Source organism: Rhizobium binxianense (assembly GCF_028994275.1).
Lineage (GTDB): Bacteria > Pseudomonadota > Alphaproteobacteria > Rhizobiales > Rhizobiaceae > Rhizobium > Rhizobium binxianense.
Map to the genome: position 1 here is coordinate 2,549,899 of NZ_CP118713.1, position 23,800 is coordinate 2,573,698.

Genomic DNA, 23,800 nt, shown 5'->3' on the forward strand with positions numbered 1-23,800 from the left:
CTGGGGAGAAGCAGAATCGTGGCAAGGCCTCGCCCTTCTCAAAGCATCGCCCGTGGAAAGCAGCGCAAACTTCTCCCCTCTTTCTATCACACACAACGCGCCCGCCAAGCCCTCCTATCCCCTTCAAACTTTTCCGCTAATCTCCTGCCATGAACATCCTGATTCTCGGCGCTACCGGCTTCATAGGCTCCATCGTCGCGGCCCGGCTGGTGGCCGACGGCCACGCCGTGACCGGCCTCGGGCGCAATCCGGCGCGTGCACGGCTGAAGCAGCCTGCGATCGGCTGGCGCCAGGCCGATCTCTCCCGTATGACGAAACCTGAGGATTGGGACGATATCCTCAAGGACCAGCATGTCGTCGTCAATTGTGCCGGCGCCCTGCAGGACGGTCTATCGGACGATCTGGCGGCCACCCAGGCCCAGGCGATGCTGGCGCTTTACACCGCCGCCAAACGCTCATCGCAGCCTCTGATCGTGCAGATATCGGCAAGGACGGCGGGCCCGGCAGGTGACCTGCCCTTTCTCGCCACCAAGCGGCGGGCCGACGAAGCGCTGGCGGCAAGCGGCCTGCCTCATCTCATCCTGCGCCCCGCCCTCGTTCTCGGCCGCAATGCCCATGGCGGCTCGTCGCTCTTGCGCGCACTTGCCGCCTTCCCGCTGGCGCTGCCGCTCGTCCATGCCGAAAGCCCGGTCGAAACACTTTCCGTGGACGACGTGGCGGAAGCCGTGTCGCGGGCGGTCGCAGGCGATCTCCGCGGGGATATCGTTCTTGCCGCCGACGAGGTGCTTACGCTCGCCGATCTCGTCCGTCTTCACCGGCAATGGCTGGGCCTGCCGACCGTCCGCGTCCTTTCTCTTGCCCCGTGGCTTGCAAAGCCCGTGACGCGGCTGGCCGATATGGCGGGCCTGCTCGGCTGGCGTTCGCCGCTACGCTCAACGGCGATGACCGTCATGCAGGAGGGCATACGAAGCGTCAGACGAGAAAGCGGGCTTGCCGCCACATCGGCGGCGGAAACGCTCGCAGCCAACCCCTCGGGCGTGCAGGATCTCTGGTTTGGCCGGCTCTATCTCCTGAAGCCGCTCGTCATATCGGGCCTCTCCGCCTTCTGGCTGCTCTCCGGCCTGATCCCGCTGCTGTCGCTGGAGAAGACATCCGCCCACTTCCTGCCGTTCATGCCGGAGGCGGCGGCAACGACGACGACGCTTGCGACCTGCCTCATCGACATCGCGCTCGGCGCCGCCGTGCTTGTCCGTCCCCTGGCGAAACGCGCCCTTCTCGGCATGCTTGGCGTGTCGCTCGCCTATCTCGCCGGCGCCAGCCTGCTCGAACCCGTGCTCTGGCTCGATCCGCTCGGGCCCCTCGTCAAGGTGCTGCCGTCCATCCTGTTGACGCTCACCGCACTTGCCACCCAGGACGAACGCTGATGCTTGAGGAATGGCCGCTGCTTGCCCATGTCATCGGCGCGACCGTGCTCTTCGGCACCGGCGCCGGCATTGCCTTCTTCATGGTGATGGCGCACCGCACGCGCGATCCCAGACTGATTGCCCATGTCGCCGGCACCGTCGTCATTGCCGATACGATCTTCACCGCGACGGCAGCCATTTTCCAGCCGGTGACTGGCACACTGCTCGCCCGCTCGATCGGATGGGATCTTTGGGAAGGCTGGATTGCGCTGTCGCTGCTGCTTTATGTCGTCACCGGCCTGTTCTGGCTGCCGGTCGTTTGGATCCAGATCCGGCTGCGTAATCTCGCTCGCGTCGCAACAATGGCGGGAAGCGCTCTGCCGCCCGTCTATTTCAGCCTCTACCGCATCTGGTTCGCCTGCGGCTTTCCAGCCTTTTTCGCTGTCGTCGGCATTCTCTGGCTGATGCTGACGAAACCGGCGATCGCTCTATTTTAGCATCGGCCAGAGACTCGCCACCAAAAGCACAGCCATGCTGATGTTGAACCTTTTCAGCCGCACCGGATCGGAAAGCCATTCCCGAAGCGCCGAGCCGAAGCCCGCCCAGGTCGAAACGCTCGGCACGTTGACGATCGCGAAAGCCAGCCCGACGATCAGCACGCTGATGAGATAGAGTTCAGGATTAGTATAGGTCGCCATCGCCGTGACCGCCATCACCCAGGCTTTCGGATTGACCCACTGGAAAGCCGCCGCCGCGAGAAAGGACATCGGCGCTGCGCCGCTCTTGCCTTCGCTGAGAGAACGCGAGGAGGCAATCTTCCAGGCGATCCACACGAGATAGGCGCCGCCGGCGAATTTCAGCGCCGTGTAGACCACGGGCACGGTGTGCAGCAGCGCGCCGAGCCCGAGGCCGACGGCGATGAGCAGCGTGAAGAAGCCGGCGCCGATGCCGAGCATATGCGGGATCGTCCTGCGGAAGCCGAAATTCACGCCCGAGGCGAAGAGCATCATATTGTTCGGCCCCGGCGTGATCGACGTCGTGAAGGCGAAGAGAAAGAGAGCTAAAAACGTATCCGGCGGCATGCGACCTCCAAAGTCAGCATTTCCTTGGCCTGCTTTATTTACGTCAGCATAACTGCCCTAAAATCTTGATGCCATTACATTATTGTCATGGTGACAGGACCACTTGAAAGATAAGAACGCCGCGCAATCTCCTGCAAAATGGAAAAAATCATGCAAGATGATCCGATCCCTACAGTCAAATTCCCGAACGGCGCGGAAGTGCCGGCACTCGGCCAGGGAACCTGGGCCATGGGCGAGGATGCCGGCTATGCAAAGGCCGAGATCGAAAGCCTGAAGGCCGGCATCGATCTCGGCATGACGCTAATCGACAGCGCCGAAATGTATGGCGACGGCGGCGCCGAGGAGATCGTCGGTCAGGCGATCAAAGGGCGGCGCGACGAGGTCTTCATCGTCAGCAAGGTCTATCCCTGGAACGCCAGCCTAAAAGGCACGATCGAAGCTTGCGAAAACAGTCTCGAACGACTCGGTACCGACCGCATCGATCTCTACCTATTGCACTGGCGCGGCAACTATCCGCTCGCCGAGACGGTCGAAGCTTTCGAGACGCTGAAGGCAGCGGGCAAAATCGGCGCCTGGGGCGTCTCCAACTTCGATACCGACGACATGCAGGAACTGCTCCGCGTGCCTGACGGCGCCAATGTCGCCGCCAACCAGGTGCTCTACAATCTTTCCCGCCGCGGCGTCGAATTCGATCTGTTGCCCTGGTGCCAGAGCCGCAACATTCCGATCATGGCCTATTCGCCGATCGAACAGGGCCGCATCCTGCACCATCCCGAGCTGATTCGCATCGCCAAGGCCAATCAGGCGACACCCGCACAAGTGGCGCTCGCCTTCCTGCTGGAACGCGACAGCGTCTTCGTCATACCGAAGACATCAAATGTCGAGCGCGTTCGCGAAAACCGCGACTGCGTGTCGCTCGACATTACCGACGAGGACTGGAGGGCGCTCGACGCGGCCTTCCCACCGCCGACAGGCAAAAGGTCGCTGGAGATGCTGTGATCAGACGCCATGCCCCTTCATCCGCCTGCCGGCACCTTCTCCCGGCAAGCGGGGCGAAGGGGACACGTGGCAACCCTCCTGATCCCTGTCGAACTCTTGTATGGCACGTCCCCTCGCCCGGTTTACGGGTGTCCGAAGGACGGGGGCGAGACGAGTGGCTCGACCCCGGTTGGGTTAGGGTGAGGGGCAGCTATCGGCACCAACCAGACAGCAGCGGCAGACTCACATCCCCTGCGCGCCACGGTTCATCGCCGCAATACCAGTGCGGCAGACCTCGATGAGGCCGAGCGGCTTCATGATCGCCACGAACTGGTCGATCTTCGAAGACTTGCCGGTGATCTCCAGGATGAAGTGGCCGACCGTCGCGTCCACCACCTTGGCATGAAAGGCGTCGGCAAGGCGCAGCGTCTCGGCGCGCATTTCGCCCTCGCCGATCACCTTGACCAGCGCCACTTCGCGCTCGATCGGACGGTCCTGGCCGAGTTCGCGGGCCCGCACCGTGAGATCGACGACGCGGTGCACAGGCACGATGCGCTCGAGCTGGGCCTTGATCTGCTCCAGCACGTGTGGCGTGCCGCGGGTGACGATGGTGATGCGGGAAAGATGCGCCTGGTGCTCGGTCTCGGAAACCGTCAGGCTCTCGATATTGTAGCCGCGCCCGGAAAACAGGCCGATGACCCGGGCAAGAACGCCCGGCTCGTTGTCGACGAGAACCGAAAGCGTGTGGCTTTCGACCGCCGTCGTTTCCGGCGAGATGAAATAGGCGGAGCCCGTGGGCTGTAGATGTGCGTTCATGGTCTTGAGTTTCCTCTTCCCTGCTGCATACCCCCCGAAAATCGGAAGCGATCTTCAGAAAGGATTATGCGCAAATTAAAATGTCAAACGAGCGCGCGGCCCTTGGCGTCAATCGCATTGGCGACAGCTTCATCAGTGGCCTCGTCAGGCAGCAGCATTTCGTTGTGAGCCTTGCCCGAGGGAATCATCGGGAAGCAGTTGGCGAGATTGGCGACGCGGCAATCGAAAATGACCGGCTTCTTGACCTCGATCATCTCGACGATGGCATCGTCGAGCTCGTCCGGCTTGTCGCAACGCAGCCCGACCGCGCCATAGGCTTCCGCCAGCTTGACGAAATCCGGCATCGCCTCAGTATAGGAGTGCGACAGGCGGTTGCCGTGCAGCAACTGCTGCCACTGGCGCACCATGCCCATGTACTGGTTGTTCATGATGAAGATCTTGATCGGCGCATCGTACTGGATCGCCGTCGACATTTCCTGGATGCACATCTGGATCGAGGCGTCGCCGGCAATATCGATGACGAGACTATCGGGATGGGCAATCTGGACGCCGAGTGCTGCCGGCAGGCCGTAGCCCATCGTGCCGAGGCCGCCCGAGGTCATCCAGCGGTTCGGCTGTTCGAAGCCGAAGAACTGCGCCGCCCACATCTGGTGCTGCCCGACCTCGGTCGTGATGTAGGTGTCGCGGTCCTTGGTATGCGCAAACAGCCGTTCCAGCGCATATTGCGGCATGATGACGTCGCTGTTCTTCGTATAGGCGAAGGAGTTGCGCGCCCGCCAGCGGGCGATGTCGCTCCACCAATCCTCGAGGCGGTTTTTCTCCGGCTTCCTCGGCAGCGCCCGCCACAGGCGAACCATGTCTTCGAGGACATGGCCGACGTCGCCGCGGATGCCGATATCGACACGGACGTTCTTGTTGATCGAAGACGGATCGATATCGATGTGGATCTTTTTCGAGTTCGGCGAAAAGGCGTTGAGACGGCCGGTGATGCGGTCGTCGAAGCGGGCGCCGATGCAGACCATGACGTCGCAGTCATGCATCGCCATGTTGGCCTCGTAGGAGCCGTGCATGCCGAGCATCTTCAGCCAGTTCTTGCCCGACGCCGGATAGGCGCCGAGGCCCATCAGCGTCGAAGTGATCGGGAAATCGGTGAGCTCGACCAGCTCGCGCAGCAGCTTGGAGGCCTCGGGGCCGGAATTGACGACGCCGCCGCCGGAATAGATGACGGGACGGCGCGCGCTCGCCATCAGCTCGATCGCCGCATGGATCTGGTTGAGGTCGCCCTGGATCTTCGGCTGGTAGCTCTTCTGGACCGGATAGTCGGCGGGCGGCGTATAGGTGCCGGTCGCAAACTGCACGTCCTTCGGAATATCGACGACGACGGGACCCGGACGGCCGGACTGGGCGATGCGGAAGGCTTCGTGAATGACGGCGGCGAGTTCGTTGACATCCTTGACCAGCCAGTTGTGCTTGGTGCAGGGCCGGGTGATGCCGACCGTATCGCATTCCTGGAAGGCGTCGGAGCCGATCAGCGAGGTCGGAACCTGGCCGGTCAGGCAGACGAGCGGGATCGAATCCATCAGCGCGTCCTGCAGCGGCGTGACCGCATTGGTGGCGCCCGGACCCGAGGTGACCAGCATGACGCCGACCTTGCCGGTGGAGCGGGCGTAGCCTTCGGCCGCATGGCCTGCCCCCTGCTCGTGACGGACGAGGATGTGCTTGATGTCGTCCTGCTGGAAGATCTCGTCATAGATCGGCAGGACCGCGCCGCCGGGATAGCCGAAGATATGTTCGACGCCATTGTCCTTCAGCGCCTTGAGAACGATCTCCGCTCCTGTCATCCGATTGCCTGCCGCCTGATTGTCCGTGCTCATCTGTCTGTTCCGTTTGATGCTGGGATTGCGTTTGTGGCCGGAAGCCCTGTTTTCGGGCATAAAAAAAGGCCCCGGAGGAGCCTGTCATCTAGCGCATGGGTGGCTATCGCCGGATGGTTACACCATCCTGCCCATGCGCTTTCCCACCACGATAAGAGCCGTTGCGATTTTCATGGTCGGAAGTGATAGACAGAAAATTTCGCAGCGTCAACGCATGCCGCAATAAAAAACTGCCCCAGCCTCGCGCACCCGAAAATCCATAGGATGAAGGATTTGTTAAAGGATCGACTTTATTCTTATACGCTACCGCATGGAGTAGCCCTTTGCTCAACAACGACTCGCGCACGTCTGGCAAGGCAGGCGAGCATGATCGCCGCGATGGCCATGCGCCGGGGAATCGCTTTCTCGGCCGCGTCGTTGCATGCAGCGGCTCCAGGGCGACGATTGCCGCCGTCGCCGAACAGGGCGGCACCGATCTCACCGAACTCTGGTCCGTCGGCCGGCTGATTTCGATCAGCGTCGGCCGCAATCGCGTCGTCGCCCTCGTCTATCAGATGAACACCGGCAGCCATGCCTGGGGCGAAGGCGAGGATAATACGTTCAGGATCGAGACCGAGCTTCTCGGCGAAGTCCGCGTCGATGAGGACGGCACCGAGGAATTCTCGACCGGCATCTCACGCTATCCCTATCTCGGCGCCATCGCCCACCGCATTCGCGCCGCCGACCTGATCCGCATCTACGATGCCGGAGAGGGCACGACAGCCGTAATCGGCAAGCTGACGCAGGACGAAAGCATCGATGCGGCGATCCATATCCCCTCGATGCTCTCCAAGCATTTCGCCGTCGTCGGTTCGACCGGCGTCGGCAAGTCGACGGCCGTGTCGCTGCTGCTGCACAAGGCGATCGCGGCGAACCCGAAGCTGCGCGTGCTGATCCTCGATCCGCACAACGAATTCGCCGCTGCCTTTCCCAAGCATGCCGTCACCATCGACACGGATACGCTCGACCTGCCCTTCTGGTTGATGCGGCTGGAGGAATTTGCCGAGGTCGTCTTCCGCGGCCGCCCACCGGTGCCCGAAGAACTCGACATGCTGCGTGATATCCTGCCGGAGGCCAAGCGCGCCTTCCGCGGCAGCGACAATTCGCTGGTGCGCCGCACGACGGAAAAGAGCTCGATCACTGCCGATACGCCGGTTCCCTACCGCATGGCCGATCTGCTGGCGCTGATCGACGAGCGCATCGGCCGCCTGGAAGGCCGCTCGGAAAAGCCCTTCCTGCGATCGCTGAAGATGCGCCTCATCGCCGCGATCAATGATCCGCGCTATCACTTCATGTTCTCCAACAACACGATCAGCGACACGATCACCGAAACCATCGCGCAGATCTTCCGCATCCCCGGCGACGGCAGGCCGATCTGCACCTTCCAGCTTGCCGGCATTCCCTCCGAGGTCGTCAATTCGGTCGCCTCAGTGCTCTGCCGCATGGCCTTCGAAGTGGCGCTGTGGAGCGACGGCGCCATCCACATGCTGGTCGTCTGCGAGGAAGCTCACCGCTACATCCCCTCCGATCCGAGCCTCGGCTTCGTGCCGACACGCCAGGCAATCGCCCGCATCGCCAAGGAGGGCCGCAAATACGGCGTCTCGCTCGGCATCATCACGCAACGGCCGGGTGAGCTCGACCAGACGATCCTGTCGCAGTGTTCGACGCTGTTTGCCATGCGCCTTGCCAATGACCGCGACCAGGAAATCATCCGCTCGGCCATCCCGAATTCGTCGATCTCGACGACGAGCTTCATCTCCTCGATCGGCAACGGCGAGGCGATCGCTTTCGGCGAGGCGATCAGCGTGCCGATGCGCATGCGCTTTTCCCGCGTCGACGAAAACCTGCTGCCGAAGGCGAGCAGCGCCAATAACAAACACAGCGAGGAAGATCCGGATACGGTCGACCTGCGCAAGATCGTCACCCGCATGCGGGCGGTAACCGTCGGACCAGACATCTCGAATTTCCAGCAGAGCTACGCGTCGTCCGTCACAAGCTCCGACGAGGCTGATGCCGCCGACGAGGATCTGGACGCCAAGCCCTACGCGCCGCCTGCACCGTCGTCCGCGTCGCTCGAATCCTACCGGCGCGAACTGCTGCCGCAGACACCGCGGCTGGATCCCGGCGTCTCCCCCTCGATCGATCCCCGGTTGGATGCGCTGCGCCGCGAGATGCGCCGCGAGGAACCGGTCTTTCCCCGACCGGCATCGCCGACGGACCAGCCTGCGATCACCCGCCGCGAGCCCGGCACGTCGCTGCGCGAAAGCATCCTGAAAAAACCGCTGAGCAGCCTCTATAACAAGGATTGAACTTTCCACTCGCTCTCCAGCGCGATCAGAGGCTCGACGGCGTTGAGCACACGCCGCCGGTCCATCGGCCCGAGCGGCAACAACGGCCGCGGGAGTTCTGCCTGGGCAAGCGAAAGACGACCGACCAGGGCATAGACCACGCGAAGGCTTCCGAACTCCTTGAACGTTTTCCACAGCGGCTGCAGGAGAGTATCGAGCCGTTGCGCCTCACCGCTGTCGCCGGCAATCGCAGCCTTAGTCAGAGCAAGGGTAACACGCGGAAACAAGCCGCCGATGACGCTGTACCAGGCGTCGGCGCCTGCAAGCAGCGCTTCGGCCGCACCCCAATCGCCGCTGTAACCGATCGCAAGGTCGGTCTTCTCACGCAATGCCGCAAGCTCACCCGCGAGATCGCCGTCAACAGGCAGAGGCATCTTCACCGCCTTGATCGTCTCGATGTCGGACAGGCGCTGCAGAAGCTCCCGGCTGAAGGTGAAGTGGGTCGTGCCGGGATTGTTATAGATGCAAAGTGGCAGCTTCGCCGCCTCGGTGACCGCGAGGAAATGTTCGTAGGCTTCCTCCTGGGTCAGCGGCGTATAGGAGACCGGTGCGAGCAGAAACGCATCGGCGCCAGCGGCCTCGGCGTCTCTCGCAAGGTTCTGGGCCTGGTCTGTCCTCAGAGCTCCGACGCCGACGACGAGGGGAATACGACCGTGAACGCATTCGACCGCAGCCTCGATGGCTCGCCGCCGTTCCTCACGTGTGAGAAAGGCATAGATGCCGGTGCTGCCGAGAAGGCCTATCGACGCGACACCTGCATCGCACAGGCGTTCCAGCAGGCGGCCGAGAGCTTCCGTGTCGACCCGGCCATCGCTATCGGCGGGCGTGGGCGGAAAGGCCGAAAGACCATGAAACGGAGAAGCGACAGACATGATGCGATCCTGAAAAATCGGTCAATGTGAGAACAGCAAGCGCGATCCGGCGCCAGCGAAGAAGACGGCGAGGCTTCCCTCGATCCACCGCCGCGCACGGGCGTAGCCGCGCACCATCGGGGCCGTCGAGAAGAGCACGGCATAGCCGGCAAATATCGAGATCCCGAGAAGCACGCAGCCGCCGAACGCCGTGACCGCCATTTCGGGCGAAGCGCCGGGCTTGAGGCCGAGCGACATGATCGCGACCCAGGCCAGAACCGCCTTCGGGTTGCCGAGATGCATCAGAATACCGCGACGATAGAGCGCGCCGAGTTGCGCGGCAGGCCGGACGACCTCACCTGCCGGCCCGTCCGGGGCGGTTGCCGAGCGGGCCGCCCTCCAGGCGAGCCAGAGGAGGTAAAGCCCGCCTGCGACTTTGAGGAACAGCAGCGCATGGGCATAGCGGACCAGGAGTGTGGAAATGCCGGTGACAGCGACCAGCCCCCAGCATGTCGACATCGTTATGACCCCGGCAGCAAGGACGAGCGCCGGTCGACGCCCTTGTCGCATCGCCACGTTCATGATCGCCATATTGCTTGGTCCGGGACTGCCTGCAGCGATTGCGTAGGCGATATAGACGACAAGAAGATCCTGCATTTGCGTGTTTCCAAAAGTTTGCGCCCGCGCACGGCACGATCCCGAAGACGAAGACGAAGACGAAGAATGCGCCATCTGGAAGCCGCCGATCCACTTCCTTTTCCTCGAAAATTGGCCCATCATGAAGCGCCATTTTGAAGAATTTCAATAGACCATTTTGCGATGTCCAAACGGCGCAGCATCATCGAGATACCATCGCTGAACGCGATCGACCGAACGGCCAATGTCGGCCGCCAGCTTGCGCAGGCCCTGCGGAACGCAATCGCCTGCAGTGAGCTGAGGCCAGGCGAACGCCTTCCTTCGACGCGCAGCCTTGCGGCTTCGCTTAAGATCGCGCGCGGCACCGTTGTCGAGGTATTCGATCAGTTGACCGCTGAAGGCTATCTCGAAGCGCGGGTCGGAGCCGGAACCCGTGTTGCCGCCGATCTGATCGACGCAATGCCTGCGCCCCCGCCGGCGGCGGCAGTGCCGCCAAGCGCGGATGCTGTCGATCTGCCTTCCCAGGCCGCCCGGCTGATCGCCATCGCCCGTGCGCTCACCCCGCACCCGCCCATTCCCTTCGCCATCGCTGTCCCGGCTTGTGGCATTGCGCCCGACGACAACTGGCGCCGTCTCGGCAACCGCGTGCGCGCGTCGCGACAGGCCGCACCTTCGGGTTACCACGACCCGATGGGTCTGCTCGAGCTCAGGCTTGCCATTGCCGATCACATCAGGCGCGCGCGGGCCGTTCATTGCGAGCCGGAACAGGTCATCGTCACATCAGGCACCCAGCAAGGCCTCTATATGGCGGGCCGGGTCCTTCTCTCGCGTGACGATCCGGTATGGGCCGAGGACCCGGCCTATCCCGGCCTGACCGCCGTGCTTGACGATCTCGGCGTCCGGACGCACCGCCTGCCGGTCGATGCACAGGGAATGAACGTGGAACGCGGCCGCGAGCTATGTCCGCAGGCGCGCGCCGCATTCGTCACCCCTTCGCATCAATATCCGATCGGCATGCCGCTCAGCATGGCCAGGCGCAATGCCTTGATCGCCTGGGCAGACCAGAATCGCGCCTGGATCGTCGAGGACGATTACGACAGCGAACTGCGTTATGCCGGACACCCGTTTCCCTCGATGCAAGGGTTGTGTCCGTCACGCGTCGTCTATCTCGGCACCTTCAGCAAAGTGCTCTTTCCCTCCCTGCGCCTCGGCTACATCATCGCCCCTCCGCCGCTCGCAGAAGCCTTTGCCGGCGCCCGCGCCATTCTCGACCGGCATTCGCCAATCACAGAACAGCACGTTCTGGCGGCCTATATGCGGGAAGGTTATTTCGAAGCGCATATCCGGCGCATCCGCGGTCTCTACGCCGAACGCCGCGCTGTCCTGCTCTCAGCGCTCGAACGAGCCTTGCCGGAGAGCTGCCACGTTCAGCCGAGCGACCAGGGCATGCATATTCTTCTGTGGCTGCCCGAGGAGGTCGACGACCTGCAACTCGCAGCACGCGCCCTGTCGGCCGGCCTCGCCGTGCGGGCGATCTCCCCGATGTATGCCGCGCAGCCGGCGCGCCCGGGCCTGATGCTGGGTTTCGGCGGATTTCTGCCGGACCAGCTGCAGGCGGCGGTCGGCGAACTCGTCAAACTGCTGAGCTTGCAGATGTCTGGAGCGAAAGCCCGCGCCGGGCCTGATGCCTAAACCACCAGCCGTTCCCAGCTATCGTCCATCTGGTTGCGGAACCAGGTCATTTGCCGTTTGGCATATTGCCGCGTCGCCGCAGCGCCCTTCTCCAGCACCTCGTCGCGCTCCATCTCGCCCTTCAGCATGGCCGCGATCTGCGCCACGCCGATTGCCTTCATCACAGGCGCCTCGGCCGGCAGGTCGCGCGCCAGCAGCGCCCTCACCTCATCTTCCGCGCCTTGCTGCAGCATCTTTTCGAAACGCCCGTTGATGCGCTGATGGAGCACCGCCCGGTCCGGCAGCACGACGATCTTGCGAGCCTCGGCAGCATCGATCGCCACCGCTCCCGCCCGGCCCTGGAAGTCGGCGATCGACCGCCCCGTCGCCTTCACCACTTCAAGCGCCCGAACGATGCGCTGTCCGTCCTGGCGGTTGAGGCTTGCCGCCGTGGCGGGATCGGCTTCAGTCAGCTCCGCATAGAGCCCGTCCGCCCCCTCCTTGAGCAGCCGCGCCCTGAGTTCCTCCCGCAGCGCCTCCGGTATCTCGGGCATATCGGAGAGGCCGCCGATCAGCGCTTTGAAATAGAGCCCCGTGCCGCCGACGACGACCGGCAGCCGCCCTTCAGCCTTGAGCATCGGCAACAGCACCGAGACATCGCGCAGCCAGGCGCCGGTGGAATAGGCCGTACCCGCCGGCACGTGGCCGTAGAGGTGATGCGGCACGCCCTGCATCTCCTCTTCCGACGGACGCGCTGTCAGTATCCGCAGCGTGTCGTAGACCTGCATGCTGTCGGCGTTGACGACCGCACCGCCATGGCGCTTGGCCAATTCGACGGCGAGCGCGGACTTGCCGCTGGCGGTCGGCCCGGTTATCAGGATCGCGTTCACTGTGCTCAGAAGGTTTTCCATCATGGCCCTCGTTGCCACGCTTGTTGCCAATCCGTCAAATCCCGTGCTGTCACCCAAGATCGCCGAACAGGCGGCCGGGGCGGTCAAGGCTTCCGGCCTCTATTGGCTGGCCGACGGCATCGCCTGCGACATCGCGCTGCGCGACGGCACGGATGCGCAGGCGGCCGAGGCCAATATCCTTGCTGTCATAGCAAGCGCGCCGATCGACCTCGTCATCCAGGAGCAGGAGACCCGCCGCAAGAAGCTGCTGATCGCCGACATGGATTCGACGATGATCGGCCAGGAATGCATCGACGAATTGGCTGCCGAAGTCGGCCTGAAGGAGAAGGTCGCGACCATCACCGCCCGCGCCATGAATGGCGAGATCGCCTTCGAGCCTGCCCTGCGTGAGCGTGTCGCCCTGCTGAAGGGGCTGCCGCTATCGGTCGTCGACGAAGTGATCGCCAAGCGCATCACACTGACTGCGGGCGGCCCGGAGCTGATCGCCACCATGAAGTCGAGAGGCCATTACACCGCCCTCGTCTCCGGCGGCTTCACCATCTTCACCAGCCGCATCGCCGCCACCCTCGGCTTTGATGAGAACCGCGCCAACACCCTGCTCGAAGACGGCGGCATTCTCTCTGGCTTCGTCGCCGAACCGATCCTCGGCAAGCAGGCGAAGGTCGATGCGCTGAACGAAATTTCGGCTCGCCTCGGCATTTCGCCGGAAGAAGCGATCGCCGTCGGCGACGGCGCCAACGACCTCGGCATGCTGCACCTCGCCGGCTCCGGCGTCGCCCTCCACGCCAAGCCCGCCGTCGCCGCCGAGGCTGAGATGCGCATCAACCACAGCGACTTGACCGCCCTGCTCTATATCCAGGGCTACCGGAAGACGGATTTCGTGACGCCTTGACGGCGATACCGGCGACATTCCTGAAATCGGGGATGATCGCTGGTGGCTCGCGCGGAAGGGCAACCTCCGTAAACCCGGCAAATGGCCTGTCACCTCCGGACCGCTACGCCAAAGGCCTCGTTTCGAAAGGCCGCCCGGCACACTCTCTCCGCCCTCATTCCTGTGCTCGTCACAGGAATCCACTCACCGCGCGTCCGCGCGGTGAGTGACTTATGTCAGGAGAGAAGAGTCTTCTGGGCCCAAGGACTTGGGCGCACTGGATTCCTGTGACATCCCTCGGGCAAAGCCCGAGGAAGGGAATGAGGAGAGTTGGAGACTACGGCGGCTAATTCACTACCGCCGTAGCTCCCCTATTCCATCGGCACAGCCACAAATCGCAGATCGCCATTCGCCGATGCGATCATCAGTTGGGCGTTGCGGCGGCCTTCCTGTTTCAGCGCCTGCACCTTGGCGGCGACCGCATCCGGCGACTTCATGAACTCCTGCGCCACCTCGACGATCACGTCGCCGGGCTTCAGCCCCTTTTCGGCCGAGGCCGAGCCGGGCGTCACCTCTGTCACGACGACGCCGTCGACGCTCTCGGCGATGCCGAAAGCCTTGCGCGTCTCGGCGCTCAACAGCGACAGCGACAGCCCGAGCACGTTCTTCGGCGTGGCCGCATCCGGCGCCACCTGGCCCTTGTGCTGGTCGGGTGCATCAGGTGCGGGCTGGGCCTGATCGCCGCTGTCGGGCTGATCCATGTCGTTGTCCTCGCCGGGATCCGGCGTGATCACACCGTCATCCTGCGAACCATCGCCGGATGCAGCCGCCTGATCGCTGTCCTCCAGCCGGCCAAGCTTCACCTTGACGGTCTGCTCCTTGCCGTCGCGCAGCACCACCACGTCGACTTCCTTACCGACCGTGCTTTCCGCCACGACGCGCGGCAGGTCGCGCATTTCGCTGACGGTCTTGCCATCGAATTTGAGGATGACGTCGCCCGCCTTGATCGAGCCGTCGTCGACCGGTCCGCCCTTGATGACGCCGGCCACCAGCGCGCCCTTGGCGCTGTCGAGCCCGAGGCTGTCGGCGATATCGTCAGTCACCGGCTGGATACGCACGCCGAGCCAGCCGCGCCGCGTCTCGCCATATTCACGCAACTGGTCGACGACGCCGGAGGCAAGCTCCGAAGGCACCGAGAAACCAATGCCGATCGAGCCGCCGCTCGGCGAAATGATCGCCGTGTTGATGCCGATCACCTCACCCTTCATGTTGAAGAGCGGGCCGCCGGAATTGCCCTTGTTGATCGCCGCATCCGTCTGGATGAAGTTGTCGTAGGGGCCGGCATTGATGTTGCGGCCGCGCCCGGAAATGATGCCGACCGTCACCGAACCGCCGAAGCCGAACGGATTGCCGATCGCCATCACCCAGTCGCCAATGCGCATCGTGCTGGAATCGCCGAATTTCACGAATTTCAGCGGCGCCTTCGGCTCGACCTTCAGGACCGAAAGATCGGTTTTCGTATCCGTGCCGATCAGCTTCGCCTTGAGCTTCGAACCATTGGCGAAATTGATCTCGATGTCGTCGGCGCCTTCGATCACGTGGTTGTTGGTGACGATATAACCGGTGGGATCAATGACAAAGCCGGAGCCGAGCGAGCTGACATTGTGGTTGCCGCCCTTGTTGCCCTGCTGCTTGTTGAAGAAATCGTTGAAGAATTCCTGGAACGGCGAGCCGTCGGGCGCGCGGGGCGCCGGGCCTGCGCCCTCGTCGTCCTTCACATTCTGCGAGGTCGAGATGTTGACCACGGCGTCGAGCAGTCCCTCGGCGAGATCGGCAACCGAAGCCGGACCGTTGTTGGGCGCGACAGCCTGGATCGGCGCGGTCTGCTGTGGTGCGGCGGGTGTGGGCTGCGTGGGTGCGGGAGTAGCCGGAACAGGTGCAACAACCCCGGGAGCGGTCGTCTGAGGCGCGATTTGAGCAAAGGCTACCCCGTTCATGCCGGCATGCGCAAGAATTGCAGCGCTGGCCATAAGCGCGAGCGTTCGTCTGAAGGGCGAGCGATTCGTGGGGGCCATCAAGCTTCCTCATAAGGGGTAAATGCGCACATTGAGCACCAGCATAAGGCGGAATGATGGAGGGCGAAATCACCTTTTCGCGAAATCCCCGTGCAATGTGACTTGGCCTCGCAAAAGCCGGATCATCTCAATCATCCCACGAAAAAAAGGGCATCCCGCGAAAAAAGGGCCGGCACTCGGGCCGGCCCTTCCATGATTGGGCATGCGATTGATATCCGTTACGGTCAGTTCGCCGGCTGGGCGGGGGCTGCGGGAACAGCCGCAGCCGGTGCGGCCGGATTTGCGGGCGACGGCTGCAGGGTGCCGGCAGCATTGTCGAAATAGCGGAAGAATTCCGAATTCGGCGAAAGCACCAGTGTCGTGTCCTGCGACGAGAGAGCGGAGGAATAGGCCGCCATCGAGCGATAGAACTCGAAGAAGGCCGGATCCTTGCTGAAGACTTCGGCGAAGACGCGGTTGCGTTCCGCGTCGCCCTGGCCTCGAAGGATCTCCGCATCGCGTTGCGCCCCTGCGGTCAGCTCCACAACCTGACGGTCGGCGACGGCTCGACGCCGCTGGCCTTCCTCATTGCCCTCGGCACGGATGCGCTCGGCCTCGGCAAGGCGTTCCGAACGCATGGCATTATAGGTGTTTGGCGCAACCTCGGGCGAAAGGTCGGTGCGGCGGATGCGAACGTCATCGATATGCAGACCGAGATTTTCGGCATCTGTGCGCAGATCGTCGCGAATCTCCAGCATCATCGCGACACGCTCTTCCGAAAGCGCCGCATTGTAGTCACGCAGGCCGTAGACGCGGCGAAGCGATGAATCAAGCTGCGCTCTCAACCGCGCTTCCGCGGCCTCGCGGTCGCCCGATACCGTTTCGCGGAAGCGGCGAACATCCGAGATGTTGTAGATCACGAAAGCATCGACGTCGAAGGTCTGGCCGTCCTGGACCTGAACGCGGATATTGTCGAGATCGAGCCTCAGCGCCTGCTTTTCGACCAGTTGAACGCGGTCGGCATCCATGAAGCCGAAAGGCAGCTTGAAATAAATGCCGGGTTCGGTCTTGACCGTCTGGATCTGCCCGAAGCGGACGACGATGGCCTGCTCGCGTGCATTCACCACGAAGATGGACGAATAGAGCCCGACCAGCACGATGGCGAGGATGAGGAGAATGATGGGAAGTCTGTTCGACGTCATGGATCAGCCTCCCTGCTGCGCGGGCTTGCCGAGCTCGTTGAGCGGCAGATAGGGCAACACGCCCTGCTTCTCGTCGATGATGACCTTCTTCGAGTTCTTCAGCACCTGCTCCATCGTTTCGAGGTACAACCGCTTGCGGGTCACCTCCGGCGCCTTGAAATATTCGTCATTGATCGCAGTGAAGCGCTGCGCTTCGCCTTCCGCTTCCTTCACGACACGGTCCTTGTAGGCGGCTGCATCTTCACGGATTCGCGCCGCATCGCCGCGCGCCTGACCGAGTTTCTGGTTGGTGTAGCGATTGGCCTCTTCAATCGTGCTGTCGCGGTCCCGGCCGGCACGCTGCACTTCTTCGAAGGCATCGGCGACTTCCCGCGGCGGCGCCACGTTCTGGATCGTCACGCCGGTGACGGTCACACCTGCTCCATAGCGGTTCATCGTGTCCTGTAGGATGTTGAGCACATCAACTTCGATCGGCTGGCGATTGCTGCGGAAGGCGTCCTGCGCCGGACGCCGCCCGACGATCTCGCGCATCGCGCTGTCGGAAACCTGCTGCAGGGTCTCTGCCGGATTTTCGACGTTGAAGAGATAGGCCTTCGGGTCACTGACCGTGTAGAAGACGGCGAACTGCACATTGATGACGCTCTTGTCGCTTGAAAGCATCAGGCCGTTCGAAGACGATGCCGAGGTCGCTCCGATATTCAGCTGTTGCACGGTCACCTTGACCGTCTCGACGCTTTCCATCGGCCAGAAATGGAAATGCAGGCCGGGCATCGAGATCTCTTCCTTCGGTTTGCCGAACCGCAGTTCGACGCCCCGCTCATCCGGCTGCACCACGTAGACGCACTGGATCAGCCAGAAGACGGCGACAATCGCCGCGACGATCACCGCCACGCCGCCGTTAAAACCGCCGGGAACGATATTGCGCAGTTGGTCCTGTCCGCGCCGGATAATGTCTTCCAGGTCGGGCGGTCCGCCCTTGCCGCCGCGCGGGCGGTTCGGCCCCTGGCCCCATGGTCCCTGATTATTACCGCCGCCGCCGCCCCAAGGGCCGCCGCCGCCATTCTGATTGCTCCAGGGCATCAAAACCTCGTTGTTCGTTAAGTCTTCCACACATCCGGAACCGTGGGGGCTGACCGGTGGATGCGTTGGTGACCGTTATAGGTATCGCCGCATCGGCTTTCAACGCAACGTGAGAAACTTGGTCAATTTAATTGGAAAATAGTTCATTTTCAGGCGTGTCGGCGTTCATAGACGACGAAGCGCGTGGGATAGGTGTCCTTCTCGCCGGCCGGAACCGCGATAGACTCCCCTGCCCGCCAGATGTCTGGATCGATCGCCGGGAACGAAGCGTCCCCATCGAGATCGGCCTCGACATGCGTGATGCACATCCGGTCGGCAAGGCCGATCGCCTGCGTATAGACCTGCCCGCCGCCGATAATGCAGATCTCGTCGACGCCGGTTTCGCGCGCTAGCCTTTCGGCCGCCGTCATCGCCTCGGGCAGCGAATGCGCCATCTGCACATCCGGGTGGTCTATCGTCGCTTGCCTGGAGATGACGACGTTCGGCCGCCCCGGCAGCGGCTTGCCAATCGAGTCGTAGGTCTTGCGGCCCATCACGACAGGCTTGCCCAATGTCAGCGCCTTGAAGCGCTTGAGATCGCTCGAAAGCCGCCAGGGCATGTCGCCGTCGCGGCCGATGATGCCGTTGCGGGCAACGGCGGCGATGATGGTCCTGCGGATGTTGGCCATGAAATGTCCCGGATCAGACGGCGATCGGCGCTTTGATACTGGCATCGGCCTCGTAGCCGATCAGCTCGAAATCGTCGAAGGTGAAGCCGAAAATGTCCTTCACATCCGGGTTGATGCGCATGAAGGGCAGCGGCTTCGGCCGGCGTGCCAGCTGCAGCTTCGCCTGGTCGAAATGGTTGTGATAGAGGTGGGCATCGCCCAGCGTGTGGACGAAATCGCCAGGCTTCAGCCCGGTCACCTCCGCCACCATCATCGTCAGTAGCGCATAGGAAGCGATGTTGAACGGTTTTCCGCTATGACACTTGAATCGCAATTTCGGTACCCTCGTACATCTGTCCTGGTGAAAGGCTTCGTGGCCAAGGCTATTCATAGGCTCACTCCACAGCAATATGAGAATAGCCTTGGCATGTTTCTGACCTCACCCCGGCCGTAGGCCGGCTAGGACCCGACCAGAGGTCGGGCTTGCTCACAGGTCAATCAACATCACAAGGCATCCCACAACATCTTCCGTATCGGAGACGCCACTCTTCTCCAACTGGATTATGGAAAGATCCCCATGATTTCAAAGCGCCTTAGTCAAGCCGTCCTCTTCAGCGTGCCGCCGTTATTCAAAGCCGCGTACGAGCCCAGAGAATTGCGTTCAAAGCACCACGTTTCGCTGCCTCAACAGTCGGATAGAACATTCGCCCTACTTGCCTTTGCTTGGTCTGAGTGTTGCGAATCATCAGACCGAACCTCCGTCCCTTCTCGAAGATCGTCACATTGTAGCCCGACACGTTAATGAACGCGTTCCCTCTTGAAGACCTTTTCCATTTTCGGCGGGACCAAGTTGCCGTTATACGCCACAGATATTGAGCCTCCCGGATGTCTCGATCAACCCAATCCGGTTCACCAGTGAGCCGCTCCGCGCACGTCCGATCCACATTCACGACGTTGGCTACGGCGTCGTGGCAGAGATAAACCTGATAGCGTCCAAGTTCTTCCTGACAGTAACCACAGGCACGAACATGGCCGGCCTTTACTCTCGACGCTCCGGCTGTCCTCCAACCATAGTGTGGTAATTGGAACTGTTCGCTCATCCAGAAACACGTCTAAGCTTCTGCAGCGGCGAGCTGGTTGGCCAAGCCAAGAAGGCAGTCTCTGGCATCAAGCCTGTTGTTCTCGGCGATAAGTCTAGCCGCCTCTTCCAGCGAAGGCATTAGGCGGAATACCTCCATCTGCCTCTGGATGCGCCGTTCTTGATCCGCGAGGAGCCGTTCGATCTCAATAGCACGCTGCTCCTGTTCTCGAAGCTGGGCTGCCTGCGTCGTCGCCAATTTTCGTCCGAACACCAATGGCAGATAGGGCCTCAAAGACAGAATAGACGCCTGCCCCATTTCCTCCGACACGATCTGGAGGAATTGTTCGACCCAATTGGAATTCGGACCGACGTCAACGCCTTTTTCCAGAGCACCGGAAATCAAGGTTTCGAGTCGATCGACGGCAAATTTACTGCGCAGTCTATGTATTCCCGCTTCTGCAAGAATGCCAAAGAACAACTCCAGAACGATATGTGTAGCGGAATCAGCTAGAAGGTCGTTACCCCTATCACCTAGAAAAAGGTAATCGCTTTTTCCTGCAGTTTTGGGGAACCGCTTGACGATTTCCTTCCGCTCCTTCTCAACGTAACTCACAATTCTGATGAGGACGTATTTTGACAAAACGAGCGGCATTTCCTTTTTTCCGCGCCGCTTTCTCTTGACAAACACCTGATACGGCTGACCTGTTTGGATTATCTCCGCCAAACGAGCTGGGTCGGGAAGTTGCGATAGCTTGATTTGCAGCAGCTCACTGATCCGCCCTCCCGTGGTTTCAGCCAAGGACAGCAGTATGCTGTTGCGCACGCCATGCTTCTGCGTCCTTGTCCGAGCATGCACTTTTTTTGTATGCTCGTTGGTAGGCGTCGACCGCGAGGCAGTGGTGCCCGGAACTCCGTAGGGCGTCGTCCAGCTACGCGTCTCAATGCCGAGCTCGGATTTTCGGATCACCCGTTTGCTTGTGATTGGGAACACGTATGGAGGTTTGAACTCCGTCGGCAGGTCGTCGGCTTCATAGATTTGGACTCGAAACCGGACAATTCTAGTCTCTTCAAGGTACCTGTAGTAGGAATGGATCGTCGAGAGGCAGGTATTCACCCTGTTCGGTTCGACCTTGCTCAACAGAGAATGCTTCCAAAGAAGGAACACCTCGTCAGTCACTCCGAGCTCATCAAAGCCATGTTTGCGAATGAATTCTTTGAATGGTCGGTAGACATTCAGGGCGACCTCGACGGACGAGGCGTCGTACCCTTTAACGATTGTGAGATACCTGAACCAATTCGACGGATGTTCGTCGATTTTTGTCCCATCGATAAGGATTGGGACTTTATGTTCATTCCCAGCCGCGTCTCGGATCACATTCCATCGAATTTTTCCGTGGAGAGGTTTCGACGGTTTAGGCTTCCGCGAGATGGCGATAACGTTTGAGTCATCCACTCCGGGCCTGACATCTGCAATTTCACCGGCAATTGTGACGGCAATTCGTCGCCTCTCCGCAACCACGTTGTCCCAGTCGAGTACAGCCCGACGGATTTTATGGTTCGAACTAATAAGCTCGTCAGAGCAACCAAGTGAAGTGACGAGCCACGACCTTCTTACCCGCGACCCGTTCTCCACGGTTGTGCCTGCCGCTTCGGACGCTTCACGGAGTTCAATCAATCGCTTGAGATAGGATGCGCCCTTTGCTTGGTTGGACAATGACCGCATTTATCAAACCTCTCGTATGTTAAAAACACGACGCTTTAGCTCGCGAATTTCTGACTTGGCGCTGTCAAGTTGACTCTTGAGAAACGTACGCTCAGCCGTAGCCGCCGTTAGTTCCAGCTCTTTTGAGGCCAATTTCTGGGAGAGTTCTTGCCACTGGGTCGTGGCGTCTTCCCGCGCTGCCTCAGTGGCCTGCAGTAGGTCCTCCAAATCACCGATCCTGATCTTGTCGGAACGGCGTTTCGAAGCTTTTTTGGCGGCCCGCACCGAGAGCGGACCAATCAACTTGGCTATTGCCACGATCGAGCTTCGATGAGGCGAGTTCACCGTGTTCCAATCGCGTTTGGAGCCAATCGAAAAAATTCCGTTCTCCGGGTCGTCCCAGGTTCGTGCCTTGGCGAGACTGGAAGGGCACGAAAAACCATCAGGCACTTTTCCTTCCGCTGTCCACTTGCGCAACAGCGCGAGCTTCATTGCAACGCGCTCAGCAACGGTCGGGTAGTTATCATAGTCGCTCATTCACCCCCTCCAATTCTCTTTGCATTTCCCGCATTAGCTAGTCGCTCCACGGTTGCGAAATTTAACCTCTTGAAAACCTCAAAAAGGTTCTTCGGCTCTCCCGCACCTGGATCGCCCTCTGCTTCCGCTCGCTTCTGCAAATAGTTTTGATTGGCTGCGTTCATAAGCGCATAGGAACAGCCTTTGCCGCCGCACGTGTTCGGCCCGCCGTTCTCGAGTGCAGGCCCGACTTTTGTTTTGGTGGGCTGCTCGTGACATTTTGCGGTCTTTGTCGCCTCGATTGTGTCCGCGCAGGTACACGTAACCCATGGCTTCGGCCGGATCGCCATTAGCTGGCGGTCGGCATATTTGATCATGAGATCGACTTCGTCGGGCGTCATGATTGTAATTCGTTTGGCGAGGACACGCCGCACATGCTCGCAATATCGCTTTAGTCGCTTGGCGACCGGACCAAAGTAGCCGCCGTTGTCATTTGCGATGTCTGACATGACCTTCCGCTTAAACCGGTATACCTCGGCGCGGTAGATGCTTGCCAAATTGCCATCAAGGGAAAGGTAACCTCTCGTGATATCGAGGTTGTCATGCCGAAGAGCGTGGCTGAGGGCTTCCAGGCTTCCTCCGAACCTGTACAAAAATATAACGGCGAAGAAGCGTCGGAACTGGCGGGTTTGCCAGTGCCAAACCCCATCCTCTCCTGTCTCGGTCTTGTAGTTTGCCAGCCCCTCATCTGCGGCGAACTTGTTCAGGAAGAGGTGCGGACGAAGCTTCACCTGTCGCCCCAGGTAAAAATCGTGACAACTGAACAACAGGTCTGTTTCAGTCGCCGCAGTCAGATGCGTTCCAACCCGATGGAGTAGCTGGATAGAACGGGCAACCAGTCGTGGCACGGGTATCCAGGCGTAATGGGGTGACCCCTTCTTGAGGATGACGCTCTGCAGCCACCACCCCCGCCCGTCATTGCCTGCAAGACAGTTTCGGAGCAACAGAAGGATTTCCGACAGACGTCTCCCTGTGAAGCTTGCGATTATGATGAAACATGCGAGCGAAAGGCGTTGAATACTGGTCTGACTGGAGCGCAACGACTCCTGCCCGCGGACGCTTGTGGTAGAGTTCGACATCGCGCAATGGCGGGAGACGATATCACCTCCCTCCTCGACCAAGAGCTTAGTTGCTCGTTCCAGCAAGCCGAACGTCAGATGCTCGGGAGGGATGGGAGTCGTCTCAACTGCCTTGCCCGTCCGGATGAGCGCGTTAGCCTCCTCCCCAACCAGGGGATCGAAAAGAAGCGCTTCGCATCGCATCTGACCCCGGTACTGGTACATCGCGCGGAGCAGCACTGCAAATTTGTTGGCCGTTGGCTGCGTGACAACGACACTCGACTCGCTTGAATATACCTTGTGTCGCGTCATTCCAAAGGTTTTTTCGACGCGCCTAAAAGCACGAGCAACCAGCGGAGATGTCAGAACTGTCAGTGGGAGGTGGCATGCGTTTAAAACTGCCACACGGTCAATCTTCAGCCCCCCATTCTTGTCGTACGGAATGGTCGGCAGTTGCTCCTTGCTATGGAACTGTGCCAGGTGCGCATCAATGCGCTGTCCGCTTTGTAAAAGGCCATCTGTCCCGGCACGCATCCGACCGATCAATTGCATGACCTCGTGATACTGAAGCTCCGCGAGGGATCTGATCCGGAAGGTACTAATGGCGTGGAGCAAAACGAGGATGTTTCCGTGATGCTCCTTGTGCTGTCTAACCGACATTTTGCGAGTGGAGCGTCTACGTATGAGCCTGGTCAGCTCCTTCGCCGCTGCTAAGAGCCGTGGAGTCTCCGTCAGGCATCTACCATTGGCCATTGGAAAATGGAAATCGAGCTCGGCGGTGACTTCGCTGTCATCCTCGCTGACCCACCAACGGTTTTCTTCGTAGTCCGAGAGTAGCCAATACTCGCCTTTCTCGTCGAAAACATACTCTGGCAGTTGTGGCTTCCGAAAAATAGCGATCATGCGGTCAGCGCCTCAGG

General features: G+C 61.0%; 19 protein-coding genes and 1 pseudogene. 6 read left to right on the top strand and 14 right to left on the bottom strand.

Annotated features, from left to right (window positions below; translation table 11 throughout):
• Nucleotides 1-149: 149 nt before the first annotated feature.
• Both PO860_RS12730 and PO860_RS12735 read left to right on the top strand, forming a co-directional pair.
• Nucleotides 150-1,424, top strand: coding sequence for an SDR family oxidoreductase (locus PO860_RS12730; RefSeq protein ID WP_273884216.1), 1,275 nt, complete (start codon nt 150-152; stop codon nt 1,422-1,424).
• Nucleotides 1,424-1,900 (top strand): DUF2269 family protein, encoded by a 477-nt coding sequence (locus tag PO860_RS12735; protein WP_275037839.1) that lies wholly within the window; start codon nt 1,424-1,426, stop codon nt 1,898-1,900. The genes PO860_RS12730 and PO860_RS12735 overlap by 1 nt, the downstream gene beginning before the upstream one ends.
• Here PO860_RS12735 and PO860_RS12740 read toward each other — a convergent pair.
• Nucleotides 1,892-2,485, bottom strand: coding sequence for a LysE family translocator (locus tag PO860_RS12740; protein ID WP_183606714.1), 594 nt, complete (start codon nt 2,483-2,485; stop codon nt 1,892-1,894). The genes PO860_RS12735 and PO860_RS12740 overlap by 9 nt on opposite strands.
• A 150-nt stretch (nt 2,486-2,635) precedes the next feature.
• Between PO860_RS12740 and PO860_RS12745 the strand changes: the two genes are divergently transcribed.
• On the top strand, nt 2,636-3,484 hold the full coding sequence (locus tag PO860_RS12745) for an aldo/keto reductase (RefSeq protein WP_272782143.1): 849 nt from the start codon (nt 2,636-2,638) through the stop codon (nt 3,482-3,484).
• A 222-nt stretch (nt 3,485-3,706) separates the two neighbouring features.
• Here PO860_RS12745 and ilvN read toward each other — a convergent pair whose 3' ends face one another.
• Together ilvN and PO860_RS12755 are read right to left on the bottom strand one after the other, a co-directional pair.
• On the bottom strand, nt 3,707-4,279 hold the full coding sequence (ilvN, locus tag PO860_RS12750) for an acetolactate synthase small subunit (RefSeq protein ID WP_183606712.1): 573 nt from the start codon (nt 4,277-4,279) through the stop codon (nt 3,707-3,709).
• A gap of 83 nt (nt 4,280-4,362) precedes the next feature.
• On the bottom strand, nt 4,363-6,153 hold the full coding sequence (locus PO860_RS12755) for an acetolactate synthase 3 large subunit (RefSeq protein WP_183606711.1): 1,791 nt from the start codon (nt 6,151-6,153) through the stop codon (nt 4,363-4,365).
• Nucleotides 6,154-6,476: 323 nt separating this feature from the next.
• Between PO860_RS12755 and PO860_RS12760 the strand changes: the two genes are divergently transcribed.
• Nucleotides 6,477-8,501, top strand: a complete 2,025-nt coding sequence (locus tag PO860_RS12760) for an ATP-binding protein (protein WP_183606710.1) — start codon at nt 6,477-6,479, stop codon at nt 8,499-8,501.
• Here the strand turns inward: PO860_RS12760 and PO860_RS12765 are convergent.
• Both PO860_RS12765 and PO860_RS12770 read right to left on the bottom strand, forming a co-directional pair.
• A complete protein-coding gene (locus tag PO860_RS12765; protein WP_183606709.1) occupies nt 8,486-9,412 on the bottom strand; it encodes a dihydrodipicolinate synthase family protein in 927 nt (308 codons plus the stop codon). The two genes, PO860_RS12760 and PO860_RS12765, sit on opposite strands and share 16 nt — an antisense overlap.
• Nucleotides 9,413-9,433: 21 nt before the next feature.
• The gene (locus PO860_RS12770) at nt 9,434-10,048 is read right to left on the bottom strand and encodes a LysE family translocator (RefSeq protein ID WP_183606708.1); all 615 of its coding nucleotides are present in this window, start codon (nt 10,046-10,048) and stop codon (nt 9,434-9,436) included.
• 162 nt (nt 10,049-10,210) lie between these two features.
• On the opposite strand from PO860_RS12770, the gene pdxR reads away from it, so the two are divergent.
• Nucleotides 10,211-11,719, top strand: coding sequence for a MocR-like pyridoxine biosynthesis transcription factor PdxR (pdxR, locus tag PO860_RS12775; protein ID WP_275037840.1), 1,509 nt, complete (start codon nt 10,211-10,213; stop codon nt 11,717-11,719).
• Here pdxR and miaA read toward each other — a convergent pair.
• Complete coding sequence (gene miaA, locus PO860_RS12780) at nt 11,716-12,612, bottom strand: tRNA (adenosine(37)-N6)-dimethylallyltransferase MiaA (protein WP_183606705.1); 897 nt, start codon at nt 12,610-12,612, stop codon at nt 11,716-11,718. The genes pdxR and miaA overlap by 4 nt on opposite strands.
• On the opposite strand from miaA, the gene serB reads away from it, so the two are divergent.
• Entirely contained in the window at nt 12,611-13,501 is an 891-nt protein-coding gene (gene serB / locus PO860_RS12785) for a phosphoserine phosphatase SerB (RefSeq protein ID WP_183606704.1), read from the top strand. The two genes, miaA and serB, sit on opposite strands and share 2 nt — an antisense overlap.
• 350 nt (nt 13,502-13,851) lie before the next feature.
• Here serB and PO860_RS12790 read toward each other — a convergent pair whose 3' ends face one another.
• From PO860_RS12790 to PO860_RS12825, 8 genes and pseudogenes are all read right to left on the bottom strand, one after another.
• Entirely contained in the window at nt 13,852-15,555 is a 1,704-nt protein-coding gene (locus tag PO860_RS12790; RefSeq protein WP_183606703.1) for a DegQ family serine endoprotease, read from the bottom strand.
• A gap of 224 nt (nt 15,556-15,779) precedes the next feature.
• The gene (hflC, locus tag PO860_RS12795) at nt 15,780-16,736 is read right to left on the bottom strand and encodes a protease modulator HflC (RefSeq protein ID WP_183606702.1); all 957 of its coding nucleotides are present in this window, start codon (nt 16,734-16,736) and stop codon (nt 15,780-15,782) included.
• A 3-nt stretch (nt 16,737-16,739) separates the two neighbouring features.
• Nucleotides 16,740-17,816, bottom strand: coding sequence for an FtsH protease activity modulator HflK (gene hflK, locus PO860_RS12800; protein ID WP_183606701.1), 1,077 nt, complete (start codon nt 17,814-17,816; stop codon nt 16,740-16,742).
• A gap of 149 nt (nt 17,817-17,965) precedes the next feature.
• A complete protein-coding gene (locus PO860_RS12805) occupies nt 17,966-18,484 on the bottom strand; it encodes a dihydrofolate reductase (protein WP_183606700.1) in 519 nt (172 codons plus the stop codon).
• Nucleotides 18,485-18,497: 13 nt separating this feature from the next.
• Nucleotides 18,498-18,776, bottom strand: a pseudogene (gene thyA, locus PO860_RS12810) (thymidylate synthase); the annotation flags it as partial.
• Between the two features lie 799 nt (nt 18,777-19,575).
• Complete coding sequence (locus PO860_RS12815) at nt 19,576-21,267, bottom strand: site-specific integrase (RefSeq protein ID WP_275037841.1); 1,692 nt, start codon at nt 21,265-21,267, stop codon at nt 19,576-19,578.
• A 3-nt stretch (nt 21,268-21,270) separates the two neighbouring features.
• Nucleotides 21,271-21,783 carry a hypothetical protein gene (locus PO860_RS12820; protein ID WP_275037842.1) on the bottom strand — a complete coding sequence of 171 codons (513 nt, stop codon included), beginning with the start codon at nt 21,781-21,783 and terminating at the stop codon, nt 21,271-21,273.
• A complete protein-coding gene (locus tag PO860_RS12825) occupies nt 21,780-23,783 on the bottom strand; it encodes a site-specific integrase (RefSeq protein ID WP_275037843.1) in 2,004 nt (667 codons plus the stop codon). The genes PO860_RS12820 and PO860_RS12825 overlap by 4 nt, the downstream gene beginning before the upstream one ends.
• Nucleotides 23,784-23,800: the final 17 nt, after the last annotated feature.

Coding starts and splice junctions, on each gene's coding strand:
- PO860_RS12730 (WP_273884216.1), top strand. CDS start 150: ATGAACATCCTGATTCTCGGCGCTACCGGCTTCATAGGCTCCATCGTC.
- PO860_RS12735 (WP_275037839.1), top strand. CDS start 1,424: ATGCTTGAGGAATGGCCGCTGCTTGCCCATGTCATCGGCGCGACCGTG.
- PO860_RS12740 (WP_183606714.1), bottom strand. CDS start 2,485: ATGCCGCCGGATACGTTTTTAGCTCTCTTTCTCTTCGCCTTCACGACG.
- PO860_RS12745 (WP_272782143.1), top strand. CDS start 2,636: ATGCAAGATGATCCGATCCCTACAGTCAAATTCCCGAACGGCGCGGAA.
- ilvN (WP_183606712.1), bottom strand. CDS start 4,279: ATGAACGCACATCTACAGCCCACGGGCTCCGCCTATTTCATCTCGCCG.
- PO860_RS12755 (WP_183606711.1), bottom strand. CDS start 6,153: ATGAGCACGGACAATCAGGCGGCAGGCAATCGGATGACAGGAGCGGAG.
- PO860_RS12765 (WP_183606709.1), bottom strand. CDS start 9,412: ATGTCTGTCGCTTCTCCGTTTCATGGTCTTTCGGCCTTTCCGCCCACG.
- PO860_RS12770 (WP_183606708.1), bottom strand. CDS start 10,048: ATGCAGGATCTTCTTGTCGTCTATATCGCCTACGCAATCGCTGCAGGC.
- pdxR (WP_275037840.1), top strand. CDS start 10,211: ATGTCCAAACGGCGCAGCATCATCGAGATACCATCGCTGAACGCGATC.
- serB (WP_183606704.1), top strand. CDS start 12,611: ATGGCCCTCGTTGCCACGCTTGTTGCCAATCCGTCAAATCCCGTGCTG.
- miaA (WP_183606705.1), bottom strand. CDS start 12,612: ATGATGGAAAACCTTCTGAGCACAGTGAACGCGATCCTGATAACCGGG.
- PO860_RS12790 (WP_183606703.1), bottom strand. CDS start 15,555: ATGGCCCCCACGAATCGCTCGCCCTTCAGACGAACGCTCGCGCTTATG.
- hflC (WP_183606702.1), bottom strand. CDS start 16,736: ATGACGTCGAACAGACTTCCCATCATTCTCCTCATCCTCGCCATCGTG.
- hflK (WP_183606701.1), bottom strand. CDS start 17,816: ATGCCCTGGAGCAATCAGAATGGCGGCGGCGGCCCTTGGGGCGGCGGC.
- PO860_RS12805 (WP_183606700.1), bottom strand. CDS start 18,484: ATGGCCAACATCCGCAGGACCATCATCGCCGCCGTTGCCCGCAACGGC.
- PO860_RS12815 (WP_275037841.1), bottom strand. CDS start 21,267: ATGCGGTCATTGTCCAACCAAGCAAAGGGCGCATCCTATCTCAAGCGA.
- PO860_RS12820 (WP_275037842.1), bottom strand. CDS start 21,783: ATGAGCGACTATGATAACTACCCGACCGTTGCTGAGCGCGTTGCAATG.
- PO860_RS12825 (WP_275037843.1), bottom strand. CDS start 23,783: ATGATCGCTATTTTTCGGAAGCCACAACTGCCAGAGTATGTTTTCGAC.